This is a genomic window from Bacillus sp. ISL-4 (assembly GCF_018613275.1).
In the GTDB taxonomy this organism is placed as follows: Bacteria; Bacillota; Bacilli; order Bacillales; family DSM-1321; genus Peribacillus; species Peribacillus simplex_E.
The window spans coordinates 16,719-31,814 of sequence record NZ_JAGGQN010000035.1; the positions used below are offsets into that span (position 1 = coordinate 16,719).

Consider the following 15,096-nt stretch of genomic DNA (forward strand, 5'->3'; position numbering starts at 1 on the left):
ATAGGTTCTTTATACCTAATTCTTTCATCCCACCCCATATACCTGCCGGATAATGAAAATACTTCCTCACTAATAGATTTCCATATTTGCACGGTGAAAACGCAGCAAACTACTCCATAAACATTTCTAAAGAATTCATACTTCGGAAATCTTATTACGCAAAAACAGCCCTCTTGGATAAGAGGGCTGTTTTTCATTATTTTTTAGCTTTATTGATGTTAAAGGATTTCTTCGATTCATTTCCTGCAAGATCGGTCACCTTAAATTCAATCTTGTTGTTGCCTGTTTTAAGCGGCAGCTCCAAATCCTCTATCTTCTTCTTGTAGGCACGCATTTTGTATGGTTCCTTGAATTCATGATAGAATACTTCACTTCCGTTCAGGTAAAGGCGGATTTCATCGAAATTATCCTCTACCGTCACGTCCACTTTTGGATTCTTTCCTTTGGCTCCAACAGTTTCCGGTACACCTTTAACTTTTAACCCTGGCTTTGTTGCATCGACCATTATCGTCCGTTTAAAGGAAACCGTGTTATCCCATTTATCGGTTGCTTTAACCGTAAAACTTTGGACACCATCTACAAATTTCTTTTCATATGAGAATTGATATTTATTATTCGTCTTGTTATACGTTACAGGCACCGTTTTATTGTCGATTTTAAATTCCGTTATTTCCGACGCTTCTTCAATTTCTCCAGTTATTTTGATTTTAGTTTTATTGTTCACGCTCAAGGCTTCAGGACTCTTGATCTTTACAGCTGGTGCATGATTATCGATCGGGGCCGAATCGCTTGCTAATTCGGTTTCAGCCGTTTTTTCATTACCTGCATAGTCTATTGCCACAACCTGAACCTTTTCCCCTTTTACATCAGGTAGGGTGAATTGTTTCGCATTCGCCGGGAGCGGTTCTTCCATGATGGATGCTCCATCGACTTGTACATCGTAATAAGCAAGCCCTGAACCATTCAAATTATCCTTACCTTGGATGGTCAATACATTGCCTTTTTTCGAAATCTTGACTGTCGGCTTTACCGTATCGATTTTGATAGGCATTTTAAACGTCTGCCATTTCGCACCCTCGTAATCTATCATCGCTTTGATTTCAAAATAATAGACCCCATCCTTAGCGAGTGCATTATTGATTTTACCGTCCCATTTACGGGCTGGATCCAGGGTGTATGCAGTCCCTTGTCCGCCATCATAATAGTCCTTACGTACATTATTCTCTGTGCGAAGTTTCCGGACCGACTTGTTTTCACCATTCAATATATTGTATTCTACCTTTTTCGCATTCCTTAAGAATGATAGGACCGGCACGAAGTCATCCTGTGCACCATCACCATTTGGGGAAATTGCAATATTTTTGCCATTGAATGTTTTTCCCGCAGGGTCATAGCCGAGATAAGTGAAGTCTTTACCTGCTGTCGATACTCCTCCTGCCATGCCATAGAAAGACTCTTTGTCATATTTAGTGCCATCCAGGATCGGGGCTTTGTCCCACTCTCCTTTAAACCCTACATACGGTACATTCAGTTCCGGATTCGTATCGGCTGGATCCTTCAATGAAATGAACCCTTCAACAAAGTATCCATTTGGAAAGACCTTGTCAATGTCTACAAGAGTCTGAAGGTCATCGCCAAGTACCTTTGCATCGGATATGTCCACTTTCACTTCGAATGTAACCGATTTTTTTGCAGGAACGGTAACCTTATTTGTATTTTTATTATTGATTTTAATCGAAGCGTTCTTAATTTCCTGTGCTTCCAGCTCATTAGCGGAATAGCCCAGTTGTCCCTGGATTGCATAGTCCGTTTGAATGTTTCCTTTTACATCATACTTGACCGCTTTGTTGCTGAAGTTTTCAACCTTTAAAGTGAAGGCGAACCTATTGCCGATCTCCTTCATTGCAACCTTCGCTTCTTTCGTGAATGCCTCGGTCACGACAGCAGGTGTGGACAATGCGGATTGCAGCTGCATGACTCCGGCTCCCTGCCTGCGAGGCGAGTAAGGGTTTTCCCAGTCAAGGGCCTTATTGACGACACCCTGATCCGTTAATGGTTTTGAAGTATTCATCATCAGATTCTTAGCTAAATTAGCCCGGGCAGATCCATCTAATTTAAATTCTTTATCCACTCTTTCAAGAACCAGTGCCGAGCCTCCGGAAACATGTGGTGCCGCCATCGAAGTACCGCTCATCATTCCATATTCATCGTTGTTCAGCGTCGAATAAATTTGTCCGCCCGGAGCAGTGATTTCTGGTTTGAAATCCAAGTTCGGTGCGACTCCCCATGAACTGAATGAGCTCATTTTCCCTGCTTCTGGATTTACAGCTTTTGTTTTATCACCATTAAAGGTAACCTTCACCTTTTCGCCATCCGTTAAGGCCGCTTTCAGCTTTGCACCATCCGATTTCAACATGAATAGCTGAGGAATGGTGATGCTTGGATCTGTGGCCATGGAAATATATCCGTCAGCATTATTGTAAATGATGACTCCTGTCGCTCCTGCTGCCTGGGCATTTTGCGCCTTTTCTATAAAAGAAAGCGTACCGCGCTCGATGAGGGCGAACTTGCCTTTAACATCCACTTTGGAAAGCTCCTCCGGCGTCCCAAGACCTGCAGCCACCAAGTCATATGTTTTATCCTTCAAAGCATTGGGATGTACGCTTGAAGCCGACATGAACGGAGCTTTACCTGCTTGTCCGTTTATATCATAAGTCGCTGCATCCAAATCCATATAGTTATTCTCTACCGATGCCACTTGTACAGAATCGTAAGCAAGCCCAGGTGAACCTGAAACGCCAATATCCGGGTTCGAGGCTGATGGGTTTGCAAATCCATTTCCAAAGTGCGCCGAGTTTCCTGCTGAAATCGACATGAGGATCCCATTGTCAACAGCCCTGGATACCGCCTGCTGCTCCGGATCTTCTGCCGATACAAAACCTGCAGTGGAGCCAAGGCTCATATTCAGCACATCCGCCCCAAGGATGATGGCATCGTCAATCGCCTTAATGTATATATCGCCCCATGTTGTCTGCATGTCGGGATCATTCCCGAAGACCTTTAAGGCAAGCAGCTGGGCTTCAGGAGCAACCCCTTTAATGCCGCCGTTCTCTTCATCTCCATTGGCACCAGCCGTACCTGCTACATGCATACCATGCATGGAAGCCCCTTCACCAAGGTCAAGGATTTCTTCATTTTCATCCATGTAATTGTAACCATAAGGCACCTTCGCCGTATAATAATTGCCTAATAGATGGCTAGATTCCTTCATCCCGCTTATTTCACTTTCAGTCAGTTCAGCCTTATTCTCGTCGTTCAGGACCATATCACGGTGAGATGGGTCGATTCCAGTATCAATAATCCCGACGACCATCCCTTCCCCTTTATATCCATATTCCCGCCAAGCTTCCTGGGCTTGGACAAGTTCTTTACTATAAAGCATCTCGGGTTTTTCTACAGGACGTTCATATTCATTCGCAATATGTACTTCAGCAACTTCAGGCATGGCTTCCACCTTTTTGATTTCACCATACTGAAGTTCACCACTGAACCCATTGACGACTGTCGTAAAACTTTCAAGTTCCTTGAAAGCTATTTTTTTCTCTTTCACCTTTTTTTTCAATTTCTTCTGATTAGCTAGCTTTTCGGACTTTAATTGTTGTTTCTTAGTTTTCGATAACTGTTTAAAAAGTTTCCCTTCTTTCGAAGCTGTTTCTATTGCCGGGGCTTCCTTCATCTCTACGATGACCCTGACCTTCTCATTGCTTTTGTATTGCTTCCCCAAATCATTTTTCTTCAGCTTTATAATACTTTCCTGATTCTTCTTACCTGCACCGCCCGAGCCTGTCGGTGGATCTGGGAGCTTGGCTGCGGAAACGCTTGCAGTGAATACTAATAGAAAGATTGCTAGAATGGACAAGCTGCGTTTAATCAATGAACTTTCCTCCTCTATAATAATCAATTTTTGGAATATTCTTACTGAGTATAAAAGTATCACAACTTTTGGGGTGATTTTAAGGGGTAATAGTCACTATTTTCCTATTTCGAACTAGGATTATGTTATTATTTTTCATATTTTAATAGATTTACAAGCTAAACGACAAAAAGATGGTGATGTTAAACTAACATCACCCTTTTACTTCTAGTTTTTCATTCTTGGATCCAATGCATCGCGCAGCCCATCCCCCATTAGGTTAAAGCCGAGTACCGTAAGCATGATCGCAAGGCCAGGGAAAAGAACCGTCCATGGTGCCTGAATGATGAACGCCCTGGAATCAGCAAGCATTTTTCCCCACTCTGGTGCTGGCGGCTGTGCACCGAGACCGAGAAAGCCCAGTGCTGCACACTCAATTATGGCAGTTGCAATTGCCAAGGTACCTTGAACGATGATCGGTGCAAGACTATTCGGCAGGACGTGGTGAAGGAGAATCCGGCCATCCCCCATTCCAATTGCCTTCGCAGCCGTTACATATTCCTCTTCTTTCACCGTTAAGACCCGTGAACGTAAAAGCCGGCCGAATATCGGGACATTGACGATGGCAATGGCAATAAGTGCGTTGCGAAGGGAAGGTCCCAAAACGGCTACGACAGCAATGGCAAGCAAGATACTTGGAAAGGCCAGAATGATGTCAAAGACCCTCGATATGATCGTATCTATCCACTTGCCGTAGTAACCGGCAATGATTCCTAAAAAAGACCCGACCACGACAGATCCGGCAACAGATAAGAAGCCGACCCCTATTGATATGCGCGAGCCATAAATGACCCTGCTCAAAATGTCACGTCCAAATTCATCCGTTCCGAACCAATGCTCCGCAGACGGGGCCAAATGTTTATCACTTAGCTTTTGCCCCTCAAATGAATATGGTGCAATAACGGGCGCGAAGATGGCGATTAAGATAAAAAATGCAACAATCCCCAGACCCACAAGGGCTACCTTATTTTTCCTAAAACTTCTCCATCCTTCCTTCCAGGGAGAGATGACTTTTTCCTCTGCCTCTTTTGGAGGAAGGATTGGCGAAGTATTCGTTGCTATTTCAGGCATGAGTTTCCCTCCCTATTTATACTTAATCCTAGGATCGATCACTGCATACAACAAGTCCACAACTAGATTAATCATGACAAACAAAAAGGCGATGACGAGAATTCCGGACTGTATCACCGGATAATCCCGAGATAGTATTGCATCATAAATATATGTACCGATACCCGGCCATCCAAAAATGTTTTCCGTTAATATGGCGCCGCCTAAAAGTAATCCTGTCTGCAGGCCGATAACCGTCACCACTGGAATCAGTGCATTCTTAAGGGAGTGCTTGTAAACAACCCAAAACATTCTCATTCCTTTAGCACGAGCCGTACGAATGAAATCCGATCTCATAACTTCCAGCATGGACGAACGTGTCATCCTAGCAATAATGGCCATCGGAATGGTCGCAAGCGCAATCCCCGGCAAAATGAGATGTTTGATCACCTCGAAAAACTGATCAACCCTGCCAGCCATGAGTGTATCCATCAAATACAGGCCGGTTATGGCTTCAACGGGATCCCTGATATTATCCCGCCCTGTCGTCGGAAGTAAATCCCATTGAATTGAAACGATGTATTGCTCCATTAATCCAAGCCAGAAAATAGGCATGGACAAGCCAATCAACGCAATCACCATGGCGACATAATCAAACCATGAGTTTTGAAACCAAGCTGATATTATCCCTGCATTCACGCCTATGACCACGGCGATGATCATAGCGATCAAGGCCAGTTCTATCGTGGCCATTAGGTATGGCCCAATTTCTTCAGAAACCGGACTATTCGTTTTTAACGAAACACCCAGGTCTCCCTTTAACAGACCTGATAAATAATCCCAAAACTGAATGAACCAAGGTTTATCCAGACCAAGTTCCTTTGTCATTGCAGCGACTGCCTCTTCCGTTGCTTGCTGCCCTAAAATCACCTGTGCTGGATTTCCAGGAATCGCCCGAATCATCATGAATACAATAAATGCCATTCCGAGTAACACTGGAATGAGAGATCCTAAACGTCGTACGGTATAGGAAAACAAAACAATCACCCACCTTTTAAATAAGGGTCCTTCGAAGCGCCCTTGATCATTTTGAAATACATTCCATAACAAAACCGGGAAGCATGCAAGACTCCATACTACCCGGTTCGTACGGTTAATTTTCTAGAGAAACATTAACAAGGGATTGTGAACCAGTTGGATGTGGAACAAACCCTTTGACCGTCTTAGATCCGGCTAACTGCGGTAAAGAGTGTACAAGCGGAACCCATGGAGCATCATCATGGATGATTTCCTGTGCTTTTCCATACAGCTCATTGCGCTTGGCTTCATCTGCCGTGGACTGAGCTTCGATTAGCAGTTTATGGACCTCATCGTTTGCGTAACGGGCATAGTTGTTGGAGCCGATATTATCTTTATCCAATAATGTATAAAGGAAGTTATCCGCATCTCCATTATCGCCTGTCCAGCCCATCATGAAGGATTGGGCTTCACCAGCCTGCACTTTCTCTAAATATGCAGCCCATTCGTACGAAACGATATTCGCTTCGATGCCGACTTGTTTTAGGCTTGCTTGAATGGCTTCAGCCACTTTTTGACCATCTGGCATATACGGGCGCGGTACCGGCATTGCCCATAGGTCCATTTTAAATCCATCTTCAAGTCCAGCTTTTTTCAGCAGTTCTTTCGCCTTTTCTACATCGTAATCATAGTCTTCGACTTTATCATTGTAGCCAGAAACGGATGGCGGCATAGGATTCTTGGCAGGCTCTGCTGTGCCTTCATAAAAATTATCAATGATTTCCTTTTTATTGATCAAATGAGAAATGGCTTGACGCACTTCTTTCTTGTCGAATGGCGCTTTCTCAACATTGAAAGCAAAGTACCCGACGTTCATGGATGCACGTTCGAATATTTGCAGGTTTTCATCTCCTGTAACCTTACTGATATCACTTGGGTTCAACCCGTCCATCAGGTCGATTTCACCCTTGATTACAGCATTTAAACGCGCAGAGTTATCTTTAATGACCTTAAACGTGATTCCATCAAGTTTCGGCAGTCCTTTTTGCCAGTAGTCATCGTTTTTCACAACTTCAATCGTATCGCCAGGTTTCCATGATTTGAATTTGAAAGGACCTGTACCAGATGGCTTTTTAGTGAAGTCATCACCCTCTTTTTCAATTCCAGCCGGACTGGCTATTGCAAATGTAGGCATGGCAAGGTTTTTCAGGAACGGCGCCTGCGGACGGTTCAAAGTGAATTCCACCGTGCTGGCATCGATCGCTTTTACTTCTTTGATAACATGGCCTTCATCACCTTCAAATCCTCCGAACATGGAGGCATAGTAAGCAAATTTACCCTCATCCTTACTTTGTGCCCAACGTTGAAAGTTTTTTACGACTGCATCTGCATTGAAATCCGTACCATCATGGAACTTGATTCCGGTTTTCAATTTGAATGTGTATGTTTTTGCGTCATCGGACACTTCCCATGATTTTGCAAGACCCGGATTGATTTCCGTATCATCTTCCCCATATTTCACTAGCGTTTCAAAAATCTGCTGTGTGACGATGAATGATTCCCCATCGGTTACGATAGCCGGGTCAAGACCGACAGCGTCTCCGCCTTTACCGTATATCAATACGCCGCCCTTCGCTTCACTCGATCCCCCTTTACCATCATCTTTCTCTTTTGATGTAGACGAGGAGCATCCCGCAAGCGCTAGCGAAAGAGCCAGGATTCCAGTCAGCAATAATGCCCATGTTTTCTTCATATTCTTCCCCCTTATTATTTGCGAATTTATGTATACGTCGTGTCAATTGTATAAATGACAAGCAACGTAGTGACCAGGTTTATGTTCATTCAGGATTGGCTTTTCCGTACTGCATCCTGCAATCGCCTTCGGACATCTCGTATGGAATGGGCAGCCGCTTGGCGGGTTTGATGGGCTTGGAACATCTCCCTGCAGGATTACCCTATCCCCTTTGTATTCCACATCCGGGATGGGCACGGCTGATAGTAAAGCCTGCGTATATGGATGAAGCGGATCTTCATAAAGTCCTTCACTTTCCGTCAATTCAACTATATGTCCAAGATACATGACACCGACACGGTCGGAGATATGCCTCACCACTCCAAGATCATGGGCAATGAACAAGTAGGTCAAATCAAAATCTTCCTGCAAATCCTGCAACAGATTCAAGACCTGTGCCTGGATCGATACATCCAGTGCAGATACCGGCTCATCGGCAATGATCAGTTTGGGGTTGACTGCAAGTGCCCTCGCGATGCCAATACGCTGCCGTTGGCCCCCACTGAATTGATGCGGATACCTCTTAGCATGGTAACTGCTTAAGCCAACAACCTTAAGAAGTTCCCGCACACGGGCCTTTCGCGCCTTTTTATCTTTAACTCCATGAACGATGAGCGGTTCTTCCAATATTTTTTCAATAGTATGCCTGGGATTGAGGGAAGCGAATGGGTCCTGGAAGACCATCTGCATTTCACGGCGCATCTTTCTCATTTCACTGGAAGATAAAGCTGTCAGGTCCTTTCCTTCGAAATAAACATTACCCTCACTCGGCTCAAGCAATCGAAGCAATAACCTTCCCGTCGTAGACTTTCCACAACCGCTTTCACCGACAAGCCCTAAGGTTTCCCCTTTATAAATGGAAAAAGACAAACCATCAACTGCCTTGACCTCTCCGATGGTCTTTCCGAGAACCCCTCCTTTGATTGGAAAATGCTTCTTTAGGTTTTCTACCTTAACCAATGTTTGATTCATGCAAGGCAGCTCCTTTCCCATCTTCATACAGCCAGCAGCGAACATGCTGACCCTCATCGAATTTCAATAGAGACGGGGTCTCATTTATACATTGCTCCATGGCATGGGAGCACCGGGGGGCAAACTGGCACCCGAGGTTGCTTGTCCCAGGTTTTGGCACATTACCCGGTATCGAGTAAAGGCGATCTTTCTTTATTCGCATATCAGGAATCGACTGAAGTAAACCGACCGTATAAGGATGCTTAGGGTTTTGGAAAATCGTTTGCACATTTCCTTCCTCTATCACCTTGCCGGCATACATGACAATGACACGTTCACACATTTGCGCAACTACCCCAAGATCATGGGTAATCATCATGATTGCCGTGTCTGTTTCTTTATTTAAATTCTTCATTAACTCTAGGATTTGTGCCTGGATCGTCACATCCAAAGCCGTTGTCGGTTCATCCGCTATAAGGAGTTTCGGCTCGCAAATCATGGCCATTGCTATCATGACCCTTTGTCTCATTCCACCTGAAAGCTGATGCGGATATTCTTTGAGCAATTCCTCGGCACGGCCAAGCCCAACCAGCTTCAGCATTTCAACCGCTCTATGCCGGGCCTGTTTTTTGTTCCATTTTTTATGTATCCGAAGCGTCTCGACCAACTGCTCGCCAATAGTGAACACAGGATTCAAGCTTGTCATCGGTTCCTGGAATATCATCGCTATATCATTCCCGCGAATTTTTCTCATTTTCGCTTCAGAAGCATTTGCGATATTCTCTCCTTTAAAAAGGATTTCCCCCTCCACCTTACCAGCCGGCGAAGGAACCAGACCCATGATGGACAGAGAAGTTACGCTTTTTCCGCATCCCGATTCTCCTACAATCCCTAGAACCTCACCAGGATTGACATGGAAATCGATTGAATTCACGACAGGAATCACCCCATCGTCAGTACGAAAACTGGTTCGCAGCCCATTCACCTTAATAATTGGTTCGTCCATCAAATCACTTCCTATATATAACTTTTTTTCCAATTATATTATTGGGTTTATTATTGCATCAAAATTAAAATATTACAATATATTTTCTAAAAATTCTAATTTAACAGAATTATTTTTTTATTTTTCTCATTTACACACATTTTGGCACAAAAAAATGACTGCTTATTTGCAGTCATTACAAGGGGGAAATCAGATAACTCGATTATATTGAGGGTAAATCGAGGTTTCCAGCGGGGAAGAAGCTATATTAGCTTTTGGGGAATGAATGGATGAAAGATAATCTATATACTACTGTCAAGTTTCACTAAATTGTGCTGAAAATCTGTGCATGTATTTTTCATTATGGTCATATAAATACTTTTATGGTTTCCAATGCAGTAAACATCAAATTGATCGATCCTACGTTTTCACATGGGTCTTCACCACATGGCGGGATAAACACACTCTTACATTTTCTTGGTAACAAATTTGCTTCCGTCCTGTGGCACGCCATCATGCCAACCTCCACGTAGCACTATAAACCAATATGTTCAAAATCTTTGGGCTTAACATCATTTTGTTTAGACCCAATGAATTGAACCCTCTCGGCAACCACTTCAGTTACATATACATATTTGCCCTCCTGATTTTCGTATCTCCTTGTTTGTATTCTGCCAGTTATGCCGATGGTTGCACCTTTTTTACAATATTGAGCAGTATTTTCAGCCGACTTTTTCCATATGATACACTGTACGAAGTCCGCCTCATAGTTACCGACAGTATTACGGAAGTTCCGGTTGACTGCTAACGTGATATTGGAAACAGCCTTGCCATCGGGTGTGTATCTTAATTCGGGATCCTTCGTAAGCCTGCCGACGAGGGTAACTTGGTTAATCATCTTTTCACTCCTTCCTCTTTAATATGCTTTAATCATACTCTTTCTTCCATCGATTAAAAAATCGAGGAAATGGTCTTATTACACCATTTTTCTTCATAAAAGACCGTTTGGATTGATGCAAAATCATTTTTTATTGATTAAAATCAGGTGAAAAACGAATAGTTAACAAAATTAAATATTTTGCAAATTTTTATTCTATCCTTCATAATTTAGACAAATGTTGGGTTTTCATTTCATTAAGGAACTTTTTTTTAGTATGATATAATTACCTTTAAAAGGATTAAATCGATATGCACCATTTCAAAATTACGTTTAAGAGAGGTAATACCGCTCTTTCTTGCAAGAAACGGAGGAATTAGATGAAATCGTTTAAATTGATCTCGTTGCAAATTGTTACTGAAAATTTAAACTTGATTGATATCGCATTAACAGATGGACTGATAATAAATAAAGAAAACGACGCTAGAACATGGTTACTGGAAGCCTTTGTAGAAGAAAATCATTTCAATAAGCTTCAACCCTCACTTCCCAATATAGACGGAGAGGTGTATATCCAGGCAGTCATTACCAAAAAAGACAATGAACCGGCTTTGTTCCACACGGTTTTACGAACAATAAGAAAAGTGGGCAACCATTATAGCCTTTTATTCGTTGGCCACATCAAAAAAACACGGAGCAAATATGCTGAACTCCTTCTTGAAGATTTGGTCCAAAAAGGTCTAACCGGCGATGAATTAATAAAAGAGTTCAAGCAAAAAATCCGCTCAAAGCCTAAATTAGCAACTAATAAATAAAGACCCTTCCCTTAATTCCCATCCCTAATCGAATGCACATAAAAAAGACTGACTTAGACGAATAAGGATACAAATCCTCTTCTTACCTAAGCCAGTCTTTGTCATTCTGCTAATTACTTATTGTTGTCGTCTTTTTTCTTAATCAAGTCATCCGCATCATTATCGACGTTATCATTGACGTTATCATTGACGTTATTATCGTCGTTATTATCGTCGTTATCAAGCACTCCATCATCATCGTTATCATTCATATCGTTATCATCGTTGTTATCCTTTACACCATTGTTATCATCTTTTATGATGTTGTTATCATTTTCTGGTGCAGGATTTTTGTCATTATCATTCGTTCCACATCCAGCAAGGAACATAATAGATAATAAAGATCCCCCAAGTAGTGCAAAAATTTTCTTCATCATTTTTGGCAACCTCCCTTCTTTCTTTATCATTAGTTATTTTGCCCGAATGTGAAAATAACTTGCGCCCTATTTTAAATTAAAAAAGAAAAATCCGCTTTGCTTTCTCATAAAAAAATGCCGGACATATAAAATGTCCGGCATTCAAAGGGAGAATAGAAATTTTAAAACCGCTCTTGCTTTAAAAAAGCAATGCAGTGCTTTTTATATACACCGCTTCACGATTCCTTAAACCGTTTTCCGAGAAATATAGTTAAAACATTCCATTTCCCTTTCGCGGAAAATGAATCTTATTTGTCACCAAAAGCAAACATGATATCGGCTTCACATGCTGTTTCACCATCCACCGTTGCCACTGCTTTCCCTTTACCCATTGACCCTCTCATACGCACTATTTCCACTTCCAGACGCAGCTGATCACCTGGTTTAACTTGCTTTTTAAAGCGGCAATTATCAATCCCAGCGAAAAAAGCAAGCCGTCCTTTGTATTCTTCTTGTTTCAACACGGCTACAGCACCGACTTGCGCTAATGCCTCTACAATCAAAACTCCAGGCATAACTGGATAATCGGGGAAATGACCATTAAAGAATTCTTCATTTGCTGAGACATTCTTCAATCCAACCGCTCTTTTCCCTTCATCTATTTCTATGATCCGGTCGACTAATAAGAATGGGTAACGATGCGGGATAATTTCCTTTATTTGTGTGATATCAAGCATACATGTTCCTCCTATGACTAAAATATTTCTAACATAAACTCGCCCCTGTCATGTAGACAGAGGCTTAGTTGCCATGTAATATAAATCCGATAACGACAGCAACTACTTCAAAAAAACATGGAACTACGCGCCCTTGTTCACTATATCAATAATATGGGTCCATGTGGATTTTTGGAAAACATCCATTGCATGTCCTCCACCAATCACACTATATCCTAATAGTGCCCCGGATAATACAGCAATGAAAATCAATCCGATAACAATGAGTAAACGAAGCCAAATTGGCAAAAGACGGACCTTGATTCTACGATTCGGTTTCGCCTCAACTTCCTTTATCTCTTCTTCAATTTCTTGTCTCATTACACGATTTTGTTCCATATAGAATGTGAAAGCTCCTTTTAAGAAAACTCGCCGACTGATTTTCCCTATACACCAGAAATTCAGCAGCTATGCAAAATGATCGGCACGAATGATTCTCTTTGTTATGAATACATTATAACCGATTTGCTCTAATTCCGCAGGGAGACATTTTATTTACCAGATACCTTAACGGATTCCATTGACCAATCCGCTCATTTGATCAGCCATCGTTACAGCACGGGATTGAAATTGGTAAGACCGCTGAACATTGATTAGATCCGTCATTTCTTTGGAAAGATCGACATTTGATGACTCCAGCGACCCTTGACGGACTGCTGCCCGGTTGCGGGAATCCCCTTGTTAATGCAGTCATGATATCGTCTTCAGTAACCCCCAAGGCATTGAAGTTTTTGGGCTGTCCAAGTAAATTTCCGCCTAGCCGGTCAAGAAATTGCGGTTTCTTGACCGAGACGATCCCGAGCCCAAAACTCTTTTCGCCATATTCTTCCGTATCCACTATCAATAAGCCATTTTCCGAAATCTTAATGTCTTTAATGTTTCCCTCAATGACGATCGGTTCACCATTTTCATCAAGGACTTTATGTCCAGCAGAGGTAATGAGCATCATTTGGGCGTTAGCATTAGGAGTTAAATAAAAGGCCCCATCCCTTGTAAGCCTTGTATTGACCCCATTATCGTCTTGAACGCTTACGGTGAAGAATTGGTCATCGCGGGTGAATGCGGCATCAAGGTTGCGGTCCGTCGTCTTTAAGGCTCCCTGTGAAAGCACCAATTGAGATTGGCTTATCATAGCACCTGTTCCTTGCCGGATTCCAGGTGTGGTCAATCTTCCTTTTTCCTTGGTCTCACTCGGTTGATTATTGAAACTCTGTGTCAATAAGTCATTGAAACTCGTTTGGGTCTTTTTGTAGGCAGTCGTGTCCGCATTCGCGATATTATTACCTATTTGGTCGATTTTACTTTGAAGTTGGTTCAGCGTATTCGTCGCCGTCATCATCGTCCGATTCATGGTTTTTCCCCTTACATGTTCAAATTCCCAAAATCATTTTTCCCTACTGTTCAATTAAAGCCTTCCAACTTCATTGACCGCTTTATCCAAACTTTTATCATAGGCTTGAAGAACCTTCTGACTCGCTTCAAAAGAGCGGTATGCCGACATCATTTCTGTCATCGTTCTCGATTGGTCAACATTGGAGCCTTCAAGAAAGCCTTGCTTAGTAGAAAAACCGACATCTGCAGCCGCATATGCGCTAGGTAAATTCCCATCATTCACAGCCTTGTACAGGCCTTCCCCATCCTTCATGAGCTGTAATGACGGATCATCCGAATAACCGATGCCCATACGTGCGATTTGAACATTTCCTTCTAAAATAACACCGTTTTCCGCTACTGTGAATTGATCGCCAACAAGCTGGATCTTTTCATTATTTTCGTTCAATACATAATGACCGGAAGGCGTAGTCAGATAACCTTGCCCATCCAGGGCGAAACTGCCGTTACGCGTGTAACGGATAGCACCATCACCATCTTGGACAGTAAAAAAAACCGATCCTTGCCGACCCGTTCCTTCATTGATCGGAAGGTTTTCATCAACCAAGGAAATATCCGTATTAAGCTGGGTTTCCTCCAATGTGCCCTGGGTAAATAACGGATTCGCCTCCTGTACGTAAACACCCGTACTGAGCCCCCCAACCTGGGATAAGTTAGACATGCTCAATTTGCTCTCCGTAGGAACCGTTTTACCACCTATGTTGCTTATGAGCATTTCCGGGAAAGACCTTACACTCATTTGATCCGCTTTATACCCTGTTGTATTCGCATTGGACATATTGTTTGTGAGCAATTCTGTGCGCCTTTGCTGTGTAAGCATCCCGGAAGCAGCCGTATAAAAACCTCTTAACATCTTCTTCACTCCTCAATTTACATAACTTATCCCGTTCAATTTCTCATATCTATCTTATCGGTCATGAACATCAGTATCTTAAGGAAAAGGGACAGCATTAGGAAGAAGAATTTGTCTATATCGTAGGCTAGGTCAGATTTAAAGGAATGGTGTTAAATTCTCGACTAAAAGAAGAGGGCCTATTGCTCATCTGTACTAGAACTGCACGCACTTTCACTAT

At 42.6% G+C, this 15,096-nt stretch carries 13 protein-coding genes and 1 pseudogene; 1 reads left to right on the forward strand and 13 read right to left on the reverse strand.

The annotated features are described in order from the left end of the window. Positions 1 to 196: 196 nt before the first annotated feature. From J7J00_RS19900 to ssb, 7 genes are all read right to left on the reverse strand, one after another. Complete coding sequence (locus J7J00_RS19900; RefSeq protein WP_214793956.1) at positions 197 to 3,934, reverse strand: S8 family serine peptidase; 3,738 nt, start codon at positions 3,932 to 3,934, stop codon at positions 197 to 199. Between the two features lie 207 nt (positions 3,935 to 4,141). Continuing rightward, the gene (locus J7J00_RS19905) at positions 4,142 to 5,044 is read right to left on the reverse strand and encodes an ABC transporter permease (protein ID WP_214793959.1); all 903 of its coding nucleotides are present in this window, start codon (positions 5,042 to 5,044) and stop codon (positions 4,142 to 4,144) included. Positions 5,045 to 5,056: 12 nt separating this feature from the next. Continuing rightward, positions 5,057 to 6,061, reverse strand: a complete 1,005-nt coding sequence (locus J7J00_RS19910; protein ID WP_214793962.1) for an ABC transporter permease — start codon at positions 6,059 to 6,061, stop codon at positions 5,057 to 5,059. A gap of 115 nt (positions 6,062 to 6,176) precedes the next feature. Further along, the gene (locus J7J00_RS19915; RefSeq protein ID WP_214793965.1) at positions 6,177 to 7,793 is read right to left on the reverse strand and encodes an ABC transporter substrate-binding protein; all 1,617 of its coding nucleotides are present in this window, start codon (positions 7,791 to 7,793) and stop codon (positions 6,177 to 6,179) included. Positions 7,794 to 7,835: 42 nt separating this feature from the next. Beyond that, the gene (locus tag J7J00_RS19920) at positions 7,836 to 8,804 is read right to left on the reverse strand and encodes an ABC transporter ATP-binding protein (protein ID WP_214793968.1); all 969 of its coding nucleotides are present in this window, start codon (positions 8,802 to 8,804) and stop codon (positions 7,836 to 7,838) included. After that, a complete protein-coding gene (locus J7J00_RS19925; RefSeq protein ID WP_185150822.1) occupies positions 8,785 to 9,789 on the reverse strand; it encodes an ABC transporter ATP-binding protein in 1,005 nt (334 codons plus the stop codon). The genes J7J00_RS19920 and J7J00_RS19925 overlap by 20 nt, the downstream gene beginning before the upstream one ends. A 514-nt stretch (positions 9,790 to 10,303) precedes the next feature. Beyond that, entirely contained in the window at positions 10,304 to 10,666 is a 363-nt protein-coding gene (gene ssb, locus J7J00_RS19930) for a single-stranded DNA-binding protein (protein ID WP_141992301.1), read from the reverse strand. 359 nt (positions 10,667 to 11,025) lie between these two features. Here ssb and J7J00_RS19935 point away from each other — a divergent pair, with 359 nt between their 5' ends. After that, positions 11,026 to 11,460: a YwpF-like family protein gene (locus J7J00_RS19935; RefSeq protein ID WP_214793971.1), complete on the forward strand. Its 435-nt coding sequence runs from the start codon at positions 11,026 to 11,028 to the stop codon at positions 11,458 to 11,460. Between the two features lie 113 nt (positions 11,461 to 11,573). Here the strand turns inward: J7J00_RS19935 and J7J00_RS19940 are convergent, their stop codons facing one another. The 6 genes and pseudogenes from J7J00_RS19940 to J7J00_RS19960 form a co-directional block, all read right to left on the reverse strand. Continuing rightward, a complete protein-coding gene (locus J7J00_RS19940) occupies positions 11,574 to 11,876 on the reverse strand; it encodes a hypothetical protein (protein WP_214793974.1) in 303 nt (100 codons plus the stop codon). A 287-nt stretch (positions 11,877 to 12,163) separates the two neighbouring features. After that, positions 12,164 to 12,592: a 3-hydroxyacyl-ACP dehydratase FabZ gene (gene fabZ, locus J7J00_RS19945; RefSeq protein ID WP_034315755.1), complete on the reverse strand. Its 429-nt coding sequence runs from the start codon at positions 12,590 to 12,592 to the stop codon at positions 12,164 to 12,166. Between the two features lie 123 nt (positions 12,593 to 12,715). Next, the gene (locus J7J00_RS19950) at positions 12,716 to 12,952 is read right to left on the reverse strand and encodes a DNA-directed RNA polymerase subunit beta (RefSeq protein ID WP_286201489.1); all 237 of its coding nucleotides are present in this window, start codon (positions 12,950 to 12,952) and stop codon (positions 12,716 to 12,718) included. Positions 12,953 to 13,138: 186 nt separating this feature from the next. After that, the gene (locus J7J00_RS28685) at positions 13,139 to 13,237 is read right to left on the reverse strand and encodes a flagellar basal body rod C-terminal domain-containing protein (RefSeq protein ID WP_309487214.1); all 99 of its coding nucleotides are present in this window, start codon (positions 13,235 to 13,237) and stop codon (positions 13,139 to 13,141) included. Between the two features lie 295 nt (positions 13,238 to 13,532). Next, positions 13,533 to 13,982 (reverse strand): annotated as a pseudogene (locus tag J7J00_RS28690) (flagellar hook-basal body complex protein); the annotation flags it as partial. A gap of 54 nt (positions 13,983 to 14,036) precedes the next feature. Next, positions 14,037 to 14,876 (reverse strand): flagellar hook-basal body protein, encoded by an 840-nt coding sequence (locus J7J00_RS19960; protein WP_214793977.1) that lies wholly within the window; start codon positions 14,874 to 14,876, stop codon positions 14,037 to 14,039. Positions 14,877 to 15,096 lie beyond the last annotated feature (220 nt).

Coding starts and splice junctions, on each gene's coding strand:
- J7J00_RS19905 (WP_214793959.1), bottom strand. CDS start 5,044: ATGCCTGAAATAGCAACGAATACTTCGCCAATCCTTCCTCCAAAAGAG.
- J7J00_RS19915 (WP_214793965.1), bottom strand. CDS start 7,793: ATGAAGAAAACATGGGCATTATTGCTGACTGGAATCCTGGCTCTTTCG.
- J7J00_RS19920 (WP_214793968.1), bottom strand. CDS start 8,804: ATGAATCAAACATTGGTTAAGGTAGAAAACCTAAAGAAGCATTTTCCA.
- J7J00_RS19925 (WP_185150822.1), bottom strand. CDS start 9,789: ATGGACGAACCAATTATTAAGGTGAATGGGCTGCGAACCAGTTTTCGT.
- ssb (WP_141992301.1), bottom strand. CDS start 10,666: ATGATTAACCAAGTTACCCTCGTCGGCAGGCTTACGAAGGATCCCGAA.
- J7J00_RS19935 (WP_214793971.1), top strand. CDS start 11,026: ATGAAATCGTTTAAATTGATCTCGTTGCAAATTGTTACTGAAAATTTA.
- J7J00_RS19940 (WP_214793974.1), bottom strand. CDS start 11,876: ATGATGAAGAAAATTTTTGCACTACTTGGGGGATCTTTATTATCTATT.
- fabZ (WP_034315755.1), bottom strand. CDS start 12,592: ATGCTTGATATCACACAAATAAAGGAAATTATCCCGCATCGTTACCCA.
- J7J00_RS19950 (WP_286201489.1), bottom strand. CDS start 12,952: ATGAGACAAGAAATTGAAGAAGAGATAAAGGAAGTTGAGGCGAAACCG.
- J7J00_RS28685 (WP_309487214.1), bottom strand. CDS start 13,237: ATGACGGATCTAATCAATGTTCAGCGGTCTTACCAATTTCAATCCCGT.
- J7J00_RS19960 (WP_214793977.1), bottom strand. CDS start 14,876: ATGTTAAGAGGTTTTTATACGGCTGCTTCCGGGATGCTTACACAGCAA.